The 19,194-nt window shown below is 59.5% G+C and carries 19 protein-coding genes; 6 read left to right on the top strand and 13 right to left on the bottom strand.

What is annotated here, in order from left to right; genetic code table 11:
• The 3 genes from VL547_RS14615 to VL547_RS14605 all read right to left on the bottom strand — a co-directional run.
• Positions 1-407, bottom strand: a 407-nt coding sequence (locus VL547_RS14615; protein ID WP_325579049.1) for an SDR family NAD(P)-dependent oxidoreductase, incomplete at its 3' end; no start/stop codon positions are given.
• 65 nt (positions 408-472) lie between these two features.
• Positions 473-1,360 (bottom strand): AraC family transcriptional regulator, encoded by an 888-nt coding sequence (locus VL547_RS14610; protein WP_325579047.1) that lies wholly within the window; start codon positions 1,358-1,360, stop codon positions 473-475.
• 9 nt (positions 1,361-1,369) lie between these two features.
• Complete coding sequence (locus VL547_RS14605) at positions 1,370-1,759, bottom strand: MerR family transcriptional regulator (protein ID WP_325579045.1); 390 nt, start codon at positions 1,757-1,759, stop codon at positions 1,370-1,372.
• Positions 1,760-1,836: 77 nt separating this feature from the next.
• Between VL547_RS14605 and VL547_RS14600 the strand changes: the two genes are divergently transcribed.
• From VL547_RS14600 to VL547_RS14590, 3 genes are read left to right on the top strand one after another with little or no spacing between them, the layout of a single operon-like run.
• Positions 1,837-2,301, top strand: a complete 465-nt coding sequence (locus VL547_RS14600; RefSeq protein WP_325579043.1) for an acyl-CoA thioesterase — start codon at positions 1,837-1,839, stop codon at positions 2,299-2,301.
• 32 nt (positions 2,302-2,333) lie between these two features.
• Positions 2,334-3,170 carry a rhomboid family intramembrane serine protease gene (locus VL547_RS14595; protein WP_325579041.1) on the top strand — a complete coding sequence of 279 codons (837 nt, stop codon included), beginning with the start codon at positions 2,334-2,336 and terminating at the stop codon, positions 3,168-3,170.
• A 1-nt stretch (position 3,171) separates the two neighbouring features.
• A complete protein-coding gene (locus tag VL547_RS14590; protein ID WP_325579039.1) occupies positions 3,172-4,599 on the top strand; it encodes an NAD(P)/FAD-dependent oxidoreductase in 1,428 nt (475 codons plus the stop codon).
• Here the strand turns inward: VL547_RS14590 and VL547_RS14585 are convergent.
• From VL547_RS14585 to VL547_RS14575, 3 genes are read right to left on the bottom strand one after another with little or no spacing between them, the layout of a single operon-like run.
• On the bottom strand, positions 4,567-5,715 hold the full coding sequence (locus tag VL547_RS14585; protein ID WP_325579037.1) for a glutathionylspermidine synthase family protein: 1,149 nt from the start codon (positions 5,713-5,715) through the stop codon (positions 4,567-4,569). The genes VL547_RS14590 and VL547_RS14585 overlap by 33 nt on opposite strands.
• 5 nt (positions 5,716-5,720) lie before the next feature.
• A complete protein-coding gene (locus VL547_RS14580) occupies positions 5,721-6,071 on the bottom strand; it encodes a hypothetical protein (protein WP_325579035.1) in 351 nt (116 codons plus the stop codon).
• A gap of 31 nt (positions 6,072-6,102) precedes the next feature.
• Complete coding sequence (locus VL547_RS14575; protein ID WP_325579033.1) at positions 6,103-7,329, bottom strand: hypothetical protein; 1,227 nt, start codon at positions 7,327-7,329, stop codon at positions 6,103-6,105.
• A 110-nt stretch (positions 7,330-7,439) separates the two neighbouring features.
• On the opposite strand from VL547_RS14575, the gene VL547_RS14570 reads away from it, so the two are divergent.
• The gene (locus VL547_RS14570; RefSeq protein ID WP_325579031.1) at positions 7,440-7,982 is read left to right on the top strand and encodes a DinB family protein; all 543 of its coding nucleotides are present in this window, start codon (positions 7,440-7,442) and stop codon (positions 7,980-7,982) included.
• Positions 7,983-7,991: 9 nt separating this feature from the next.
• Here VL547_RS14570 and VL547_RS14565 read toward each other — a convergent pair whose 3' ends face one another.
• A complete protein-coding gene (locus VL547_RS14565; protein WP_325579029.1) occupies positions 7,992-8,390 on the bottom strand; it encodes a hypothetical protein in 399 nt (132 codons plus the stop codon).
• Between the two features lie 81 nt (positions 8,391-8,471).
• Entirely contained in the window at positions 8,472-9,515 is a 1,044-nt protein-coding gene (locus VL547_RS14560; protein WP_325579026.1) for a phosphatidylinositol-specific phospholipase C1-like protein, read from the bottom strand.
• 201 nt (positions 9,516-9,716) lie between these two features.
• On the opposite strand from VL547_RS14560, the gene VL547_RS14555 reads away from it, so the two are divergent.
• Positions 9,717-10,514: a lipocalin family protein gene (locus VL547_RS14555; protein WP_325579024.1), complete on the top strand. Its 798-nt coding sequence runs from the start codon at positions 9,717-9,719 to the stop codon at positions 10,512-10,514.
• Positions 10,515-10,553: 39 nt separating this feature from the next.
• On the opposite strand, the gene VL547_RS14550 is transcribed toward VL547_RS14555, so the two are convergent.
• From VL547_RS14550 to VL547_RS14535, 4 genes are all read right to left on the bottom strand, one after another.
• Positions 10,554-11,405: an OmpA family protein gene (locus VL547_RS14550; protein ID WP_325579022.1), complete on the bottom strand. Its 852-nt coding sequence runs from the start codon at positions 11,403-11,405 to the stop codon at positions 10,554-10,556.
• Positions 11,387-12,277, bottom strand: a complete 891-nt coding sequence (locus tag VL547_RS14545) for a serine hydrolase (RefSeq protein WP_325579020.1) — start codon at positions 12,275-12,277, stop codon at positions 11,387-11,389. Before VL547_RS14545 ends, VL547_RS14550 begins: the two co-directional genes overlap by 19 nt.
• A gap of 240 nt (positions 12,278-12,517) precedes the next feature.
• The gene (locus tag VL547_RS14540; RefSeq protein WP_325579018.1) at positions 12,518-14,401 is read right to left on the bottom strand and encodes a M1 family metallopeptidase; all 1,884 of its coding nucleotides are present in this window, start codon (positions 14,399-14,401) and stop codon (positions 12,518-12,520) included.
• Positions 14,402-14,433: 32 nt separating this feature from the next.
• Positions 14,434-15,531 (bottom strand): helix-turn-helix transcriptional regulator, encoded by a 1,098-nt coding sequence (locus VL547_RS14535; protein WP_325579016.1) that lies wholly within the window; start codon positions 15,529-15,531, stop codon positions 14,434-14,436.
• A gap of 102 nt (positions 15,532-15,633) precedes the next feature.
• Here VL547_RS14535 and VL547_RS14530 point away from each other — a divergent pair, with 102 nt between their 5' ends.
• Entirely contained in the window at positions 15,634-16,449 is an 816-nt protein-coding gene (locus tag VL547_RS14530; protein WP_325579014.1) for a glycosyltransferase family 2 protein, read from the top strand.
• Here the strand turns inward: VL547_RS14530 and VL547_RS14525 are convergent.
• Entirely contained in the window at positions 16,376-19,186 is a 2,811-nt protein-coding gene (locus tag VL547_RS14525) for a carboxylesterase family protein (RefSeq protein WP_325579012.1), read from the bottom strand. The genes VL547_RS14530 and VL547_RS14525 overlap by 74 nt on opposite strands.
• Between the last annotated feature and the right edge of the window lie 8 nt (positions 19,187-19,194).

Raw genomic sequence — 19,194 nt, 5'->3', positions numbered from 1 at the left:
AGCGACGCCAGCCCGGAGGTAACCTGGACGATGCGCGGCTCCGGCGATTGCCGCAACAGGTCTAAAAAAGCCAGCGTCGTCTCGATGACCCCGAAAAAGTTGGTATCGAACACCGTCCGGATCGTCGCCACCGGCGTTGCGTCCGGAGGTTGAGGAAAACCGCCGCTGATGCCAGCGTTATTGATCAATACGTCCAGGCTGTCGACCTGCGCACGCGCCGCGGCGATGGAGGCCGGATCGGCGGTATCGATCTGCAAGGCCTCGACGTTGGAAAGACCTTCTGCCGCCGCACGACCTTTGGAGAGGTCCCTGCAACCCAGGTAAACGAAATAGCCAAGCCCGGATAACTGCCGGGCCACCTCAAGACCGATACTCCGGTTGGCGCCTGTCACTAAAGCTTTTTTCATGCGTACATTGTTTGTACCGCAAAGCTACGCGGCTGGCCTGCCAAGGCATGGACGAACGGAAGGATTCAATGGTACATTTCCCGGATAGTAGCGCGATAGATCGCGGGCGTCTGTCCCGTGAGCCGTTTAAAAAACCGGTTGAAATAGGAGGCGTCCTCGAATCCCAGCTCGAAGGCGATTTCCTTGACCGCCCTCTCAGAATGAAAAAGCAGCCGGCGGGCCTCCATGACAAGGCGTTCGTGGATATGGGTAATCGCGGGTTTCCCGCTTTGCTCCCGGACCACGTCGCCCAGGTGCCCCGCCGAGATGTGCAGCAGCTCGGCATATGCCGCTACTTCGTGTCGTTCGATATAATGCTGGTCGATACAGGCCAGAAAACGTTTAAGAAGTAACCGTTCGGAGGACGGCTCCAAAGAGCTGAACTGCTCTGTATACAAACGGCTGAGGAAGATGAGGAGCACCCTGACATAGGCGGACAACATGCCTTGCTGCCAGGATTGCCTGGACCGGTACTCCGCGATGATCTTGTCGGTGATGTCTTCCATAAACGCCACGTCCCCGTCGGACAACCGCAGCTCGTGTCCGTTGTGCGGATTCCGGATCAACGGCAGACCCCGAAGGAATCCGTTTTCCTCGAGGGAAAGAAAATCCTCGCTGAAACCGATCACGGTGCCCGTCATTGGCTTTGCCTCTTCCTTCAGGTGGACTTGTTGGGGGATCGTAAAATACACCCTGTTGGGCAGGAGCTCATAGGGCACCATGTCAACCCAGTGCCGGCTACAACCCTCGCGTACCAGGGCCAGGAAGTAATAATCCTTCCGGTGGGGGGCCAGGAATTCCTTCTGCAGGTAATGTACCACGCGGTCGACCCGATTAACCCTGAACCATGGGTTACGCGCTTCGGGGTCGGGCCGAAACGACACCGTGGGAATATGGATGTCCTTGACCAACATGCCCCAAAGCTACGCCATCGCTTCCAATACCCCCGCCAGCGGACAACGCCCATCCGCCCCATGGGCCACGATCTCCTGGAGCCGTCCCCTGGCTTCCTGCAGCGCCCCGATCTGCCGGTCGATCCGCTCGATCTTGCGCTGGACGAAGCGGATACCGCGCTCGGGCTCGAGCACCCCCTCCTCGAACAGCACGATCATGCCCAGGGTCTCCTGGAGGGTGAAGCCATAGCGTTTGATCTCCCGGATCGCCACCAGGCGGCGGAGTACCGACTCCGGGTAGTCCTTGGACGAGGTCCGGTGCAGCCGGCAATCCCGGAGCTGGATCAGCCCCATTTTTTCGTAATAACGGATCGTGTCCCGGCTAAAACCCGACCGGCGGGAAAGTTCGCCTATCCGCATAAAAAAAACGCAACGTTTTGACGCCTGTGGACCATACTCCAGGGCGTATGTTTGCGCCGGTCACAATATACTTCATAATGGAAAAACAGCCCTTTTCACACTATTGGGTGCGCTTTAACGACTGCGACCCCTTCGGACACCTGAACAACGCCCGCTACCTGGACTATTGTCTCGACGCCCGCGAAGACCACCTCCGCGAACACTATGGGGTGGATTTGAAAGAATGGGCGACGCGGGGTATCGGTTTTGTCGTCAACCGGCACGAAATCCGTTACCTCCGGCCCGCCAATTATAACGAACGCGTGTGCGTTCAGTCCATGGTCATCGGCCTGGCGGATACCTGGCTGACGGTGGAGATGTCGCTGTGGGACGACGCCCACCGGCAGCTCAAGGCGTTGCTCTGGACCAATTTTACCCGCATCGACGCCAGGACCGGGAAGAAACAGGCGCACGACCCGGAATTCCTGGAGCGGTTCGGCCCCCTCGTCATGACCGTCGAAGCGGACCAGGACGCACGGATCGCCGCCCTCAAACCGAGCTGAAGCCTGCGCAAAAATGGCTATATTTACTGGTCATGAGCACCACCGGTTTCATCGTCGTCCTCATCATCGTCGCCAACATCCTCGTATCGTACCGGGGCTTCAAAAGCTCGTTGTTCTTCGAGCAATATTGTTTCCGGGTGGATGCCATTTTCGTGCACAAAGACTACAAGCGGCTGGTCACCTCCGGTTTTTTGCACATCGACTGGAGCCATTTGATCCTGAACATGGTCAGCCTGTTTATGTTCAGCGGCGCCGTGACGCAGACGCTCGGCCCCCTCGAGTTCCTGCTCGTTTATTTTGTCAGCCTGGTCGGCGGGAATCTGCTGGCCTTGCTCATTCACCGGAACCACGGCGATTACAGCGCGGTAGGCGCGTCGGGGGCCGTATGCGGGGTAATGTTCGCCTCCATCGCCCTCAACCCCGGGATGGTTATAGGCTTCCTGTTACCGATCCCCGGTTTTTTGTACGCCATCTTCTTCGTGTTGTACTCCATGTACGGGATCCGGTCCCGGCGGGACAACATCGGTCACGAAGCGCACCTGGGAGGCGCCCTGATCGGCATGGCGGCCGCGATCGCCCTGCGACCCGGGGTGCTCCAGTACAACTATATCACCGTATTGCTGATCACCGTCCCGTCCGTCGTTTTTATCTACTTCATCGTCACCCGCCCCCACCTGCTGTACGTCGATAATTTTTTTTACAAAACCCACAGGGACCAATATACGATCGACCACAAGTATAACGCGGACCGGTACATCGCGCAGCAGGAGATCGACCGCATCCTCGACAAGATCGCCAAACGCGGGATGAAGAGCCTCAACAGCAAAGAGCGCGAGACGCTGAAGATTTATTCCAAAAAAGTGCGATAACATGGACGTAGACGCAGTCGTCGTCGGCTCCGGCCCCAATGGTCTCGCGGCGGCCATCACCCTGCAGCAGGCCGGTTGCCAGGTGCTGGTCCTCGAAGCCAAACACACCATCGGCGGCGGTCTCCGCACCGAAGCCCTGACCCTCCCCGGTTTCCAGCATGACGTGTGCTCCGCCATACTCCCGATGGCCGTTGGCTCGCCCTTCTTCCAAACGCTGCCGCTGGACAAGTATGGTGTTGAATTCCTCTACCCCCCTATAAACGCCGCCCACCCGCTCGATAACGGCAGCGCCGCGGCGCTGTTCTCATCCATCGAACAGACCGTAGAGACGCTCGGCTCGGACGCCAGTGCCTACCGGAGGCTTTTCGACCCGTTGGTAAAGCACTGGCCACACCTCGTAAAGGACGCCCTGGGCCCGCTTCGCATCCCGCACCACCCGCTGGAAATGGCCCGGTTCGGCTTGGACGCGCTCGCCCCCGCGCTCACCGTAGCCAGGCGCTTCCATACCCCGGAAGCCAGGGCCCTTTGGGCGGGGATGGCCGCGCATTCCATCGTCCCGTTATCGTACTGGGGGACCTCCGCCATCGGGCTGGTGCTGACCACCATCGGGCACACGACGGGCTGGCCGATGGCAAAGGGCGGCGCCGTTGCCATCGCCCGGGCCATGGCCGCGTATTTCGAATCCCTGGGCGGAAAGATCGAAACAAACACCCCGGTAAACACGCTCTCCCAGTTACCGGAAACCCGCGCCGTCCTGTTCGACCTGACGCCCCGCCAGGTCCTGGCCATCGCGGGCGAAAAGTTTTCTCCGCATTATCAAAACCAGCTCAAACGCTTCCGATACGGCCCCGGCGTCTTTAAGATCGACTGGGCCCTGGATGGTCCCATCCCCTTTACGAACGAGCACTGCCGCAGGGCCGGTACCGTCCACATCGGGGGGACCCTGGAAGAGATCGCCCACGGCGAACGGGAAACCTGGGCCGGGCGTCACGTCGACAACCCCTTTGTCCTGCTGGCGCAGCAAAGCCTTTTTGATCCTACCCGCGCTCCCGAAGGAAAACACACCGCATGGGCCTACTGTCACGTCCCCAATGGTTCCACTCTCGACCGCACGGCTATCATAGAGCGCCAGGTCGAACGCTTCGCCCCCGGTTTCCACGACCGGATACTGTCCCGCCACGTCATGAACACGGCCCAGATGGAATCTTATAACGCCAATTATATCGGGGGGGACATCAATGGCGGCGCCATCGATATTCGTCAGCTGTTTGCCCGGCCCGCGCTTCGCTTCAGCCCCTACCGGACCTCCGCGCGCGGCCTTTATATCTGCTCCTCCTCCACGCCCCCGGGCGGGGGCGTCCACGGCCTCTGCGGCTATCACGCGGCACTCGTTGCCCTAAAGGATATAATGCGGCACAAACCGGCTTAGGTTGTCCGTTACCAGTCCCCCGGATTCCCTAATCCCGATCCCCGCGGGTTCCTGCCCGATCACCCAGCTCCCGATGACCGGGTACCCGCCCTCGAAGGACGGCAGCTCGAACAAAGCCTGGTAGATATAGCCTTCTTCCCCGTATTCCCCGTCCGTCCGTGCCAGCAAATCGCCCGAGCGCACCAGCTCGATGTTGGCGCCTTCGCGGGATAAGAGCGGTTTGCGCGCATAGCTCCGCAGCGGTCCGGGTTCGAAGAAGGCGGGCAGCAGCAGGGGATGGTCCGGGAACAGCTGCCAAAGGATGGGCAGGATCGCCTTGTTGGAGAGGATCATTTTCCACGCGGGCTCGATGACCTTGACCGGCGACCCCGCGCCGCCGCGGAAGGGCTCCCGCGCTGCCATGAGGTGCTCGCCAAAGGGCTCCCGCGACAGCCATTCCCAGGGATACAGCTTGAAAAGGTTTTGGATGGGTTCGTTGTCCAGGTCCACCAGCGCGCGTCCGTCCCAGCCGATGTCGTCCATGAACAAATGCCGGGTGGGTAAGCCCGCCTGTATGGCGCAGTCCCGGAGGTATTCGCAGTTGGTGAGGTCTTCCAGGGAGTCGCTGACGCAGGCAAAATGGAGCAACCCCGGGTTGAGGTACGGCCGGAGCCCCGACCAGCAGTCGATGAGCTTTTCGTGTATGCTGTTGAACTGGTCCCTGGAAGGGAAAACGTCCTGTAGCCAGAACCACTGTACGATCCCCGCCTCAAAAAGGCTGGTGGGGGTATCCGCGTTGAACTCGAGCAATTTGACCTGGCCGTCGCGGAAACACAGGTCGAAACGCCCGTAGATCGAAGGCGCATCCCCCTCCCAACCGTCGATGACGTACGGAATAACGGGCGCGGGTATGTGGAAAAGGTCGAACAAACGCTGGTCGATGACATAGTCCACCGCTTTCAGACACATGTCCCAAAGACTGGACGTGGCCTGCTCGATCGTCAGGACCTCGTCCATGCCGAAGGCGTAGCAGGCGCTTTCGTCCCAGTACGCGGCCTCGGTGGTGTGAAAGCCGAACCCCAGCCTTTCTACCGTCTCTTGCCAGTGGTTGCGGGGTTGGAGGGTTTGACGGATCATGGGATTCAGGATGCGATGGTCACCGTTTTGGCCGACAGGCCGAAGCCGCCCCGGACCACCGTGGGAGCCGTGACTACGCCCCCGCCGGCCCAGCCGCCCGGATGCAGCCTCGGCGCCCAGGCCGGGTGGGTGTATACGGGCCGGTAGTAAAAACCTACGTTCCACGAGGGCTCGTAGGACAGCTCGTAGTAGGGCTGTACCGCGGGCGCCGGGTTGTCCTCCCAGTCCACGGGCGTCCGGGATAAGCTGGTGTCCGCCAGACAGCTTTGCACCGGCTCGTTGGGGATAACGACCCGGCTGCACGAGCTGAGCGCTGCCGTGATCAGGACCAGCTGGATGTGTTTCGTTTTTTTCATGAGCCGCAGGTTTTTTTATCTCGTACCCATTTTATCTTGTCCCCACGGAAAGATCGACCGTGAAAGCGTTCCCGCCCATATCCGTCCCTCCATGGTTGTCGTAGTTGATGATGTGGTATTTCACCGCCAGGCCGATGTTCAGCTTGGGCCGCAAAAAATATTTGAACCGGACGCCGTTGTTGAAATCGAAAGACCCTTCGTTGAACGAGCCCCAATGGCGCTCGCCTTCGTCGTTGCTCCCCAACCCGTTGGCGATGCTGAAGTAGTCATAGGCAATGGCGGAAACGACCCCGAATTCATATCGTTTGCGGTGGATGAGGTACCGGGTATAATCGAGCCCGATATAACCGCCGTCATAATAGGTGCTGGTGTACGACGTATCGTTCCGGCTGAAGGTATACGGCTTCACGCTGTTCCCCGGCAACCGGAAGGCCCAGACGATGTCATATTCGTTCCGGTAGTTCCTGCCCCCCACATATATGCCGATACTGGGGTGCGATCCCAGCGTGCCCGCCAGGTTACCCGTGGGCAACCACCACCCCGAGATGAACCCGACTGTCGTGCCCCCTTGTCCCCTTTGCGCCGTGAAGTAGTCTTCATAACTCTGGTGGATGGTGCGTTGCAGCGAATAAAGCTCCGTATACGACGCCCCCGCTTCCTTTAGCGTGGTCCTCGGGTAGACGATTTCACCCGCGTAAACTTTGCACAGGAAGCCCTCCGTGGGCGACAACATGGCCCGTTGCTCCAGCATGCGCGCCCAGGACTCGATCCACAGGATCAACGCCCGCGCGTCCGGCGTCGCGTCATACCGGACCCGGTTGGAAATCTTCAGGTAGTAGCGGAACGGCCCATTCACCGTCTTTGCTTCAACCGCATACTGATCCAGCAACGCCGCGTAGTCCCCCGGGAACGACAGGACCGAAAACTTGCGCTGGTCGATGGCCGCCAGCGTACTGATGGCAAAAATGAATTCCTCGTTGGGGATCGCCGCCACCCGCCAGTGGTCCAGGTAATTTTGCACCTGGCCCCATTCCTTCTCGAGAACGAGCTCCGGCAGGAGACAGGGCGCGCCTTGTATCAAGCGTATCTTTGACTTATAATCGAGGTTTATGATGCGGAGCGAGTCCGATTGCTGGCCCCGGGCCGTCAGACCCAGCAGCAACAACACGAGGGTCGCTGGCATCAGCGTCGCGTGTGCGGAAAGCGACGCCTTTTTGTGGTCGGGCAATGCCCGGTGATGAGCAGGCAAAGGTAGCATATCGCAGTGGCTCCAGGCAGGATGTGGTGTCTGGGGTTAACGATATAAATGTAGTGAGCAGAGTTGTTAAGTTTCTTGTAATTAAGGAAATTTAACAGGTAATACCTTTTATGGCTCAAACAAAATGGTTCGAGCGCCGTTTCGACTTCGGCGGCGCACAGAATATATTCCCCTCCGTCCTCGAACGGTTGAAAGGAACGCCCGCCCGTCTTGAGGAAAAGATGCGCTCCATCGATCCGTCGATCCTGACGTCCCGTATCGGCGACACCTGGTCCATCCAGGAGAACATCGGTCACCTAAGCGACCTGGAGACGCTTTGGCAACAGCGGTTTGACGACATCCGTTCGGGCCGCCCGGAGCTCAGTCCAACCGACCTGCAAAATCGCCGCACGACCGAAGCCGGTCACGATGCGACGCCGCTCCCGGAACTGCTCGAACGCTTCCGCCGCCTGCGCGCGCAAACGGTCTCGATGCTCGAGGGGATAGACGAAGCGTTGGTGTTCCGTTCCGCCATTCATCCACGGCTAAAGACACCCATGCGCACGCAGGACCTCTTCGTGTTCGTAGCGGACCACGACGACCATCACCTGGCCCGGATCACCGAGCTGGCGCGGCTCCATCGTCGTGCTGACGAGGCTCCATCGTCGTATTAACACGGCTCCTTAAAAAGCCTTGAAGCCCCGCTCGGAAATATCCTTGTACAGCAGATCGGTGTGCATCCACGACTGGCTCTTCGCCTTGGGCGGCGTTCCGCTGAACGACCCCGTCGCCCAGGCAAAATACAGGACCAGCAGCAGGAAGACGATCCCCGCGTTGACTTCGCTCATGCGCAGGTTCCGCCAGGGCTTTTTGGGGTATACCAGGAGGCCGTTGACAAGGCTTCCCAGCCCCAGTCCCAGCAGGGCGACCAGCAAGGCATACAAAACCGCCAGGGGTGTAAAAGTCAACCAATTGGTTTGGGAAAGACGACTCAGATCGGGGACATTGATGGCGACTAGCACGCCGAAAACCAGCAGCAAGTTGCCCAGAGTAGACAACAACATGATGTTGAACGTTTTCATTCGGATCGGATTTGGTGTGTTATCGATAAGGTGTCCTTAAAGATAACATTTTTTTATTATCCATCCAAAACCATGCCTAACTCATTGCTTCGCAAATACTTTCCCCATCGCACCCGCGTCATCCACCATCGGATTGGCGCGCCAGTACTCCCCGCCCGCAAACCGTATCACGTAATCGGACCTGAACAAGGTACTCGCCCGGTAATAATCGGTAGAGATGATTTGGGCTCCGGACGAACAAGCCGCGTGAAACCGATTCATATCATTGCGCCGCGCTTCGGTCGTGCCCTCGTCCGCGCGTGTGCGTACTATATATCCTTGCCGGACGAGGTCGCGGATACGTCCCTGGTATTTAATGGGGTCGTTGATGATCATGAAAGCCGCTTCGGGCGTGCCGGGGAGCGCGTTGACAAAAAACACGCGGTTGCGTAAGGAAGGGTGACCCGCAATATATGCGTCGCGTTTCCGACCTTTTTCATCGAGGATAAAGACGAACTTGCCGCGCGACGCCGTCACGGAGGGCCAGCGGCCGTCGAGGACCGCACGCTCCAGGGTGGGGGCGGAGCCGCGCACCTCGTCAGGGGTGAGGAGCTTGTCGGCGCCCAGGCCTTCGATCAGCGCCTTATCGAGCCGGTCGAAGACGTCACCGGTAAACTTTTCCGGGCGGGTCAGACCGGGGATGCGGTCGTCCTTGGCGTTGACCGTGATAAATACTGGCGGGTGTCCCTTGTGCGCGTCGGACCAGGCCTTCAATTCCCGCAGGGCACCGGTCAATGTGAGACAGCTGCTACGGAAGTCGACGTCCTGGATGTGCATGATCTTGAAGCCGGGCTGTATCATTTCTCCTTTCGGGTCATAAGGGAAGTCGTGCGCGGCCTTTCCCTCCCAGGACAAACCCTTCGGGTGCGCGTATTTGCCCCCGTGCTCGTCGGCATAAACGTCGATTTCCAGGTTGCAGAGCCCCATCGACAGCTGCTCGGAAAGCGTTAGATGTGTATAGTCCAGGGAGTTAGCAATGGACTGGTCCATGAACCGAATGATGTTGAAGAGCGGCGGGTCGATGGCTTCCTTATAGCTGTTGTGAGAGCCGATGACCTGGATCATATTGAGGGGTAGGTCATCCATGGAGTGTTTCTCCTTCGCCGAAGATAATAAAACCAATAGAATAACGGGAAGAGCAAGGCGGATCCCGGCTGGCTTCATGATAGTAGGGGTTGGTTCCACAAATATTATCAAGTGTTGTGAACTCATGATAAATACATGGTTACATAATTGTTAAGGTGGTGTCCGAACAGACCCTATCCTATAAATCTGTACATTGCCTGTATGAAAACTGCAGCCCACCTCCTGTGCCTCGCCTTGCTATCCTCCTGCCTCCTCAAGCCAAAACTTACCGGCAAGGTCTGGAACCTCGTAGATGTCACTTCCCCGTCAGGGCCTCATTTCGACACGACCTATCTTGGTTCTTTTATCCGTTTCTATGACAACGGTACTTATACCGGGAAGCTCGACAGGCGTTTTGGGGCCGGTCGATGGGCCCTGAACGGAAATATACTGACGCTGCATCGATGGGAAAACGACGCGCAGGTATACAAAGTGACATCGTTGGGGCCCGGCGAGCTGGTCATACACCCGGACGATCCCAGGACGGCTGTGGACTTCCGATTCGAACCCGGGCCAGCCAGGGAAGATTCGTTAACCGATCCCTTCAGCCTGGTCAACAACAAATGGGAAATCCCGGCCCTTCACCCGGAGCCGGACTCCGCCATCCTGGCTCGCGTCCGCGGCCACCTGCGGTGCGAGCTTTTGTATATCGAGCTGGCGATCGATAGTAAAGCAGAGTCCGTCTCCACCACCGAATTCATCTCCCCGCTCGGATTTTATGGCAACGGCATAACCCTGAAACCCGAAGCCAGGGTCCCCGACGGCTGGACACGCCTGTTCTACGACAGCGCCGGTGCTCACCGGGGTTACGAGGCGCTGCGGAATGCTTTCCGCGCGAACATCGCCGTGCCGAACACGCAAAATACCTTTCTGCTGTACAAGGGAATTCTGTCGCAGCTGTATGACAATGTCCACCTGGACACCAGCGCCATCATAATTAATGCGGTCGCGCCGCGCTGATCCGGTGTCGCGCGCCAGCCACCGCCGGCTTGGTACGCCCTACGGCTTCCACGCCGTGATCTTGATCTGCACCCTGCGGTTCATCTTCCGCTCTTCCTCCGACGCCTCCGCGGGGAAGAGCTTCTGGCTGGCCTGGAATCCCCGGTAGCGCATCCGCGCGGTATCGACACCCTCTCCCCTTAGGTAGTCATAGATGAATTTCGCCCGGGCCGTGGACAGGTTGATGACGTGCGTATCCAGGTCGAGGGCGTCCACGCTGTCGGGGAGGCAACAGACGAACCCCTGGATTTCGATGGAGAGCCCGGAGTGCGTGTTCATAAAACGCAGCAGCTCCCGCAAGGCCTTATAGGAAGATTCCTCGGGATAGTGGTGCCCGCCGTAGAAGTTGACCTGCCGGAGGATGATGCGGGACCCCAGGATATGGCTCGTGTCCTTTAAAACCTCCTCCAGGGTCATGGAGGGTGTCAGCTCGATCGTGGCGGGAGTATCGGTGGCGCCGGCAATAGGCAGCACCGTCCAGCTGATGCTGACGCGCCGGTTGACCGCCCGCTTTTCCGGCGTCCCGTTGTCGTTGACCGGCGCCCGTTTGCCATACACTTCGACACGGACCAGGCTGTCCGGAAGCCCCGCCGCCAATAACCGCCCGCGTACCGCGGCGACCCGCGCCGCCGCCAGGCTGTCGTTGTATGGGTTGCTGCCAATGCTGTCACAATATCCCGCCAGCACATAGCGCACGTGCATCCGGCCCAGGGAATCCACCCGCGCCGTATCCGACAGCATTGCGCTGTTGAATGGGAAAAACACGACCAGGCTGTCCTGCGCCCTGGCAAAAAGACAACAGAGCAGCAGACTACCCAATGCAAGCAACCGTTTTACCGATAGTATCCCCACAATAACGATGATAAGCGGCGGGTCAGCGTCCAGGCTTCGTTGTCGGGTGTCCAGCGCGTATCCGCATTGTTCTTGGTAAATATGGCAAAGAAATAAGGATGGCGGCCGTCATTCACATACGCCACCTCGTTCCGGTTGGCATCCAGGGCGCCGTTCTTATCCGCGACAAATACGCCCGCCGGTATCTGCGACAAGGCGATCTCGTCCCAATATTGCCGCCCCAGCAGACGCAGCATCCGGGCGCTGGCGTCCGCCCCCAATACCTGGCCGCGGACGATCTGGTCGAAGATATGTACGATTTCCCGCGGCGTCGTCTGCCCCCAGCCATACCGCGCCCGTTCCGCCTCCCGGCCGGGCGCATGGCTGTTGTCGCGGGTTTGAGTGAAGCCGAGGCTGTCGAGGACCCGGTTGATTTGTCCGCCTCCACCCGCCAGCCCCTGCAGCCAAAGGCTCGCGCAGTTGTCGCTGATCGTGAGCATCAGCATCATCAGCTTGCTGAGCTCGATGGTGCTGCCCGGTTTGAAATTGGAGAGGATGTCGTCTCCTTCCTTGAGATAGAGGGAATCGGTGTACGTGCACCGCTGGTGATAGTCGAGCGCGCCCGCCCGTATCCTGTCCATGATCCCGATCAGGATCCCGACTTTGACGATACTCGCGGTAGGGAATACCGTATCCGCCCCCAGCGCCGCAAAGCGGTTGCCCACCGGGTCGTATACATAGATACCCACGTCACCATGAAAACCCCGGACCAGCGTGTCCAACCGCCGTTGCAGCCGTCGGTCCGGCCGCGGGTCGGGCCGCTGGGCGCTCAACTCCTGGCCGTGAAGCCCCGTGGCGGTGAAAGCAAGGAAAACACAAAGCCACAAACGCATGCGATCAAATTAAACAAAAATCCGGAACGTTCACCCCCGCCCACCCGTCGGCCACCCACATAATTCCGTCTTCCACCCCAATATCCCCCACCGGCCCCCGCGTGTTTGTACTTTGGTTGGAAATCACCGGCTTCAGCCCGGCAGGGTTACGGAAACGTCCGGCATCCGGGGCGTTCCAGGGTCACCTGGGCGCGCCGGACGGGACCGGACCCTGCCGGCGCTCAAGGCCCCACGAAGCGCTCAAGGCGCCACCGGCACGGCCTCCGTCGTCCGCAAACACCTATCAAAGAACGCCGTATAGTCCCCACCCGTAAGCTCGTTAAAACACCGCACCACGTCCTCCGTGGTCACCGACCCGTACCGGAACCGCGCCTGTATCCCCCGCAACGCCCCGAACCACACCGAATCGTTGCCCACCAGCCGCTGCAATGCAGAAAGCATCAAAACCCCTTTACTATACATATCCCCCAGATAAAAATAATTTACGCCGTACACCCCGATGATCGGCTCCCGGAGACCCGGCTTCTCATGCCGGATATACCGCGGGTTCCCGCGCCCAAACGCCTGATAAGACAGCTCCTCCGCATACGTCGCAAACGACTCATGTATCCACAGATCCGCGAAATCCGCACAGCTCACGCTATTCCCCCACCACTCGTGCGCGCTCTCGTGCCACATCGTCATCGTGGCTTCCGCCGTATCGTACGCGCCGCCGTCCAACGGCGTAATCGGACCCGGGGTAACCGCGCTCTGGTGTTCCATGGGATACGGCGCCTCCACCAGCTTAAAACCGTCCCGCGCAAAAGGGTAGGGGCCGAAATCCCGTTCGTAGAGCCGCATCATCGCCGGGACCCCCGCAAACAAAAGACGCGCTTTCGACAGACTGTACGGCATACAATAGTAGTCATAGCCCGAACTGTCCCTCCAATGCATATAGTCCCCGACGTAAAACGCTACGTCATAGTTTAGAATCGGGTGATGCACATACCAGACAAACCGCCGATGCCCGTCCGGCAATGAAGAAGAATCGACCAGCCGCCCGTTGGCAATCCCCGAAAGACCCGCCGGTACCGTGAGCGCGATCCGCATGCTGTCCGGCTTGTCCGACAAAAGGTCCTTCCCCGGCCACCAAAGACTGCCGCCCGAACCCTGGCAGACCGTTTCCGCCCAAGGTTTCCCCTGTGCGTCGTGAAACCAGATCACGCCGCCCTGCAACACCGACGGGTCGGGGAGAACCGGCGCGCCATGATAGGCGACCGTCAGTTCTCCCAAAAAACCATGCAAGACCCTGGAAGGAAAATGTACATAGACCGCATTGAGCTCCCGCGTGTACGACAACGAGACTCCGTTATACCGGATGCTGTCAATATGCAGGTTCGCATACAAATCGAGCTGCAGGCTGTCAAAATCCCGCACCGCCCGGAAGCGGATACGATTGCTCCCGCGCACCGTCCGCTCAAGCGGTGCCACCGCTACATCCAGGTCATAAAACAGTACATCATAACACGTCCGCGCCGGCAAGGCCGCCCCCTCCAGCGTATCCGCCCGGTCAAATCCCAGGTGCCGGTCGGCCGGATGCGTCCTCAGGACCAGGCGGGGACCCGAAGCCGCCCGCGGCAGGTAGACCTGTACCCCGGTCCTGTGGATCACCAGCCGCTGGACCACCCCATGACGATCGCGGTCGAACGCGTACGTATCGTCCAGCCGTTTGTCGAGCAGCTTGTACATAGACCCCGACAACAACCGGAGCGGGGTGGTATCCGCCAGCAACGGCGACCCATGGATCAAAATATGCAGCGACGGATCGATGTCCTGCCGGTACGAGCCAAGCAATGACGCCGATGGCGTATCCTTGATCCACGTAAACGTCCCCTCCTGATGCAACAGCAAGCGGCCGGCGCTGTCGAACCCGATCGTAATCACCGGCTTGACCCGGTCGAGGGTAAACCGCCCGGGCCCCACGGGCAACATCCGGATATTCCCGTAATGCCCCGTGACGAAATAGTACCCGTCGGTCCGTTGAATGATCTGGAAAAGCGTGGTATCCGCCGTGCCATAGTCGCCGGCAAATTGGGCCAGGGCTGCACAGGGCAGCAGGGCGAGAAAAAGGGATAGGTATTTCATACCCCAAAACAAGCCCCGGCCGCATAAAGGAACTATTCGATTCCGGATTTGACCATAAATTCCCTGGGGGTGACGCCACTTATCGCCTTGAATGCCCGTTGAAAGGTCGGCAGGGAGTTGAACCCCGACTCGTATGCGAGCCCGGCTATGGTCAGGTCCCGGGAGGCGCCGCCCCGCAGCCGCCCCTGTACTTCACGAACCCTGTACTCGTTGACATACTCGTTAAAGCTCTTCCCCAGGTGCTGGTTCAACACCGTCGACAGCGTTTTGGGCGCCACTCCGGCGGACGAAGCCAACAGGGAGAGGTTCAGGTCGGGGTTCCGGTAGAGTTTTTCTTCGGCCATCAGCCGCTCCAATACCTGTACGGTCGGCTGGACCAGGGACACGGGCAGCGGCGTGCCCGGCACCGGCAACGCCTGCGACAATAAATAGCCCTTGATCCCCAGCCAGTAGCTCAAAACGACCAGGGGAATATAGAGGGGATACCATCCCAAATGGTCGAGGAGCCAGTCCCCCGATCCCGGGAGCTCCTGTGGCACCAGGAAAACCAGCCAGATACACTGGAAGACCATAAAACCCCGCAGGAATTGCCGTATCCAACGCGCCGCTTCCGCCGCCGGTGCCTTCCGGAGCAGACGCCATGCCGCCCACACGTAGATCGTCACCGACAACCAACGGGGTATGTCCACATAGTCATTGTAATCGTCGATGAATACGCCCCAGCGCGCGTCGTTTGGCCGTTCCATCCCAAAAGCTACCAGCGCCAGGTACAAAAACACCGTCAACACCGGCACGAGGTCCAGCAAGACGGGCCAGAAATGTCGCCTGTCCTTCCGGGGAAGCTCAAACCGCGGGTCCAGACAGGATTTCACATAGAAATAGACCAGCGGCCCCACCGGCATGATGATAAAAAAGGGAACGAAGTTGGCGATCAGGATGGGGATCAGCCCCTGGTCCCACCATCCCTGCGCGTTCGAATACACCTTGAACGTCGCCAGCGAAATCAGCAGGATCAACACCCCCAGCAGCTTATTGGCCTGCCGGTGCCGTTTCGACCGGAAGAGCAGGACCGCAGCGATGACGCCCTGCATACAGCCCAATAAGAGGATCGTGCCCAGGAAAACCTTCATAGACCAAATCTAAGCAATCCGGCCGAGCGAAGGCCCGGGCGCAAACGCGGCACCGAATGCCCGGGCGCAACCCCCGGCGCCCCAAGCCCGTATCTACAATCGATGCTCCACCATAAAAAAATCGTCGTCGTCCTGCCCGCCTTCAACGCCGCCCGCACGTTGGAACGCACCTACCGGGAAATCCCCTTCGACATCGTCGACGACGTCATCCTGGTGGACGACGCCAGCCAGGACGAAACCCTGGCCATCGCCCACCGCCTGGGTATCCGGCACGTCGTCGTCCACGACCGCAACAAGGGCTACGGTGGTAACCAAAAGACGTGTTACCGGAGAGCCCTGGAACTGGACGCCGACATCGTCATTATGCTCCACCCCGACTATCAATACACGCCCAAGCTGATCCCTGCGATGGCTTCACTGATTGCGCAAAATATCTACCCTGTCGTCCTGGGTTCCCGCATCCTCGGTCGCGGCGCCATCAAGGGCGGCATGCCCCGGTATAAATACTTTTTCAACCGCGTCCTGACCCTCCTACAGAACATCCTCATGGGCCAGAAGCTGAGCGAATACCATACCGGCTACCGCGCCTTCGCCGGGCGTGTCCTGGCCGGCATCGGCCTCCAAAACAACAGCGACGACTTCGTCTTCGACAACGAGCTGTTGGCCCAGATCTGTATGCAGGGTTACGAAATAGCCGAGATCACCTGTCCGACCGCGTATTTCCCGGAAGCCAGCAGCATCCGTCTGAAGGCCAGTATACGGTATGGCCTCGGCGTCCTGCGCGTCGCGGCGGGTTACCGCCTCCACAAGTGGGGCCTGCGCCACAGCCGCCTATTTCACCGGCCTAATGAAGCGTATCCAGCAATAAGTACCGTTCCTCGTCCGGCAGCTGCTCCGATCTGGGATGGGCATCGATGACCATTAATTCCGGCTTCCCCATCTGCAAGCGCAACCACACCGGTAGCCCGGTGTCATTGGGATCGCACGTCTTTATAAAGTTGACAAAATAGGTCTGCATGACCTCGGACGCCTTATAGTCGTCCTGCGTCCAGTCGGACGTCTTTATCAACGGAAGGTTCCCGAGGCAATAAGGGATGTCCGACGCGTGCGGGGCGCCCATCGATTCACGCCCCGGGGGCTTTTGCGCAAAAAGATACCGGTAGGTCGATTTTCCCGTGGTCTTGGTATTCAAATTGAGCCACTTCCACGTCGCATACGCGATAAAACGGTCGGCAGCCAGGTCGGTGGCCGCTTGCCGGACACCTAAAGTGGCGGGATAGGCCTCCAAAATCAAGGGAGCCTTGTCGCCATATATTTTCTGCACGGCGGCCGTATAATTGTCCGCCGTCGGATCGGCGCCACCGAACACCCCGTGATAATCCGTCTCCGCCGAATTCCACCCTGCCAGCAGGTATACATCCATTTGTTTCCCGGTGGCAAACGTCTCGACCGGGGCTTCGGTCAGGAAATGACCATCCACGGTCACCCCGAAGTGCGTATGCGCGGCAGCGTCCAGCAGCGAAGCGGCCGGTATTCTCCGGAGCTCGTCCAGCGACGTCGCGCCCACCGATTCCATAAAGCGCTGACCGTTCGCCTCCGCGGCAGCCAGCGGCTGGGGCGACAGGTTCCCGAGCACGGACCCGCTTTCGCCGATGGCCGCGCGGAAAAGGCCGGCAGACAAGGGCGACGCCATCTGCGCGCACACCGACATGGACCCCGCTGATTCCCCCGCTATCGTCACCTTATCCGGGTCGCCCCCAAAGGCTGCGATATTTTTGCGCACCCACAACAGCGCCGCATGCTGGTCCATCAACCCGTAATTCCCGGACGCCCCCGACGGCAGTGCCATAAAACCAAAAACGCCCAGTCTATAATTGACGGTAACCGTTACAATCCCTTTGGTGGCCATGCTCTCTCCATCATACCGGGGCTCCGAGCCATCCCCCGCCGCAAAGCCCCCGCCATAGAAATACACGAGCACGGGCAGACGCGATCCGGAAGCCGGCGCCCAGACATTGAGGTAAAGACAATCTTCGCTCATTCCAAAGGACCGGAAGATCATGTCGCTATACACCCGCCGTTGCATCGCCTGCGGACCGAAATGATCCGCCTGCCGGACGCCCGTCCAGGACAAAGGCGCAGCGGGCGCCGCCCACCGCAAGGGACCCACGGGCGGTTGCGCAAAAGGTACCCCCTTGAAAGTGCGGATACCCTTCTCCGTTACCCTGCCCTGGAGCAGACCCGAGGCCACGCGGACGACCGGGCCATGAAAAGAAGGGTCGATTACAAAGACCCCCACCGAATGCGCCGGCAGACTGGCCTTTACCGAAGCGTCTCCCCAAACCAGGGGAAACTCCCGCGAAACATGATTATTCGCCACCACCACCACTATCTTCCCATCCGGTCTCCGGAACGCAACGCTTGCCAGCGGTCCCTGGCTTTCGAGCCGGACCGACCCCGCGGGCACGAACTTCGACACCTGCGCGATGGTATAGTATGCCGTGTTGAGCTCGACGCTATCCCCCGCGATGGTGATCGCCCCCTGGCACACGGGACAGCCGCCGTCGTCGGTATGCGGCTTGAAATCCGGGTCCGCCGCGAGGTTCCAAAGCAGCACGTTCCGGCTCCAATTCCGTAGCGCCCCGATGACGATGTGCTCCACGGGGCCCGAAATATTGAAGTGGCCGTGGTTCACCACCATCTGCTCGGTAAAATAAAGGTCCTTCTGGGGAAAGGCGTCGTGCACGGTCGACATCGCCGTGACCGGCCCGGAATACAGGTGGAAGCCCGATCCCGCGACATACGCCGCGGCGCCTGGGTCGTTCAGGATGGAAATGGGGTATTCGGGGTCGTCGCAGTTGTGGTCCCACAACACGATCTTGGTGTGGATACCCGCCGTTTTGAAGGCCGGCCCCAGGTCCTCCCGGATAAACCGCGCCGCCTCCCCCGCCAACACAATCATGCTGGGCGTGTTGCCTTCGTTAAAAGGCTCGTTCTGGATGGTAATCGCGTCGATCGGGATGCCGTGTTGCCGCATCCCCCGGATATATCGCACGAAATAATCCGCATAGACTTTATAATAAGCCGGAAGCAGGCTCCCGCCTTTGGGCTTGCGGTTGGTCTTCATCCACGACGGCGCGGACCAGGGCGAGCCGAGGATCTTGATCGAAGGATTGATGGCCAGGATTTCCCGCAGCACCGGGATGACGTCCCGCAAATCCTCTCCGAGCGAAAAATGCGCCAGGGGAGCATCCGACTGTCCGTCAGGCATATCGTCATAGGTAAAAACGTGATCGTTCATGTCCGACGAGCCGATGCTCACCCGCAAGTAGCTGACCCCGGCGCCGCCGGGACCAAACAACCGGGAAAGCAACCGCGCGCGCGCGCCAGCCGACATCTTCATCATCAGCTCCGCGCTCCCCCCCGTTAGCGCAAACCCAAAACCATCCACGGTCTGATAGGTCCGGTTGGGGTCCACCATAACGACATTGGTGTCCATCGGTGCATTCCAGGAAGACACCGCAAGGCCCGGTTGGGGCGCCAGCAACGATGACCGGTCGTTCGTGGTCAGCCAGCTGGAAACCTGGTTTTGGGAAAACGCGTGCATAGCAAAGAGCACCGTGAGGGCGGCGAACAGCAATCCTTTTTGTGACATGTCACAAA

The organism is Dinghuibacter sp., assembly GCF_035492835.1.
GTDB lineage: Bacteria > Bacteroidota > Bacteroidia > Chitinophagales > Chitinophagaceae > Dinghuibacter.
This window is presented reverse-complemented; position numbering and strand designations above follow the sequence as displayed.

What these genes read in the sequence shown, in the direction of transcription:
- VL547_RS14585 (WP_325579037.1), bottom strand. Translation starts at nt 5,715, where the DNA reads ATGATCCGTCAAACCCTCCAACCCCGCAACCACTGGCAAGAGACGGTA.
- VL547_RS14530 (WP_325579014.1), top strand. Translation starts at nt 15,634, where the DNA reads ATGCTCCACCATAAAAAAATCGTCGTCGTCCTGCCCGCCTTCAACGCC.
- VL547_RS14580 (WP_325579035.1), bottom strand. Translation starts at nt 6,071, where the DNA reads ATGAAAAAAACGAAACACATCCAGCTGGTCCTGATCACGGCAGCGCTC.
- VL547_RS14570 (WP_325579031.1), top strand. Translation starts at nt 7,440, where the DNA reads ATGGCTCAAACAAAATGGTTCGAGCGCCGTTTCGACTTCGGCGGCGCA.
- VL547_RS14590 (WP_325579039.1), top strand. Translation starts at nt 3,172, where the DNA reads ATGGACGTAGACGCAGTCGTCGTCGGCTCCGGCCCCAATGGTCTCGCG.
- VL547_RS14535 (WP_325579016.1), bottom strand. Translation starts at nt 15,531, where the DNA reads ATGAAGGTTTTCCTGGGCACGATCCTCTTATTGGGCTGTATGCAGGGC.
- VL547_RS14605 (WP_325579045.1), bottom strand. Translation starts at nt 1,759, where the DNA reads ATGCGGATAGGCGAACTTTCCCGCCGGTCGGGTTTTAGCCGGGACACG.
- VL547_RS14555 (WP_325579024.1), top strand. Translation starts at nt 9,717, where the DNA reads ATGAAAACTGCAGCCCACCTCCTGTGCCTCGCCTTGCTATCCTCCTGC.
- VL547_RS14560 (WP_325579026.1), bottom strand. Translation starts at nt 9,515, where the DNA reads ATGGATGACCTACCCCTCAATATGATCCAGGTCATCGGCTCTCACAAC.
- VL547_RS14525 (WP_325579012.1), bottom strand. Translation starts at nt 19,186, where the DNA reads ATGTCACAAAAAGGATTGCTGTTCGCCGCCCTCACGGTGCTCTTTGCT.
- VL547_RS14565 (WP_325579029.1), bottom strand. Translation starts at nt 8,390, where the DNA reads ATGAAAACGTTCAACATCATGTTGTTGTCTACTCTGGGCAACTTGCTG.
- VL547_RS14545 (WP_325579020.1), bottom strand. Translation starts at nt 12,277, where the DNA reads ATGCGTTTGTGGCTTTGTGTTTTCCTTGCTTTCACCGCCACGGGGCTT.
- VL547_RS14575 (WP_325579033.1), bottom strand. Translation starts at nt 7,329, where the DNA reads ATGCTACCTTTGCCTGCTCATCACCGGGCATTGCCCGACCACAAAAAG.
- VL547_RS14610 (WP_325579047.1), bottom strand. Translation starts at nt 1,360, where the DNA reads ATGTTGGTCAAGGACATCCATATTCCCACGGTGTCGTTTCGGCCCGAC.
- VL547_RS14600 (WP_325579043.1), top strand. Translation starts at nt 1,837, where the DNA reads ATGGAAAAACAGCCCTTTTCACACTATTGGGTGCGCTTTAACGACTGC.
- VL547_RS14540 (WP_325579018.1), bottom strand. Translation starts at nt 14,401, where the DNA reads ATGAAATACCTATCCCTTTTTCTCGCCCTGCTGCCCTGTGCAGCCCTG.
- VL547_RS14595 (WP_325579041.1), top strand. Translation starts at nt 2,334, where the DNA reads ATGAGCACCACCGGTTTCATCGTCGTCCTCATCATCGTCGCCAACATC.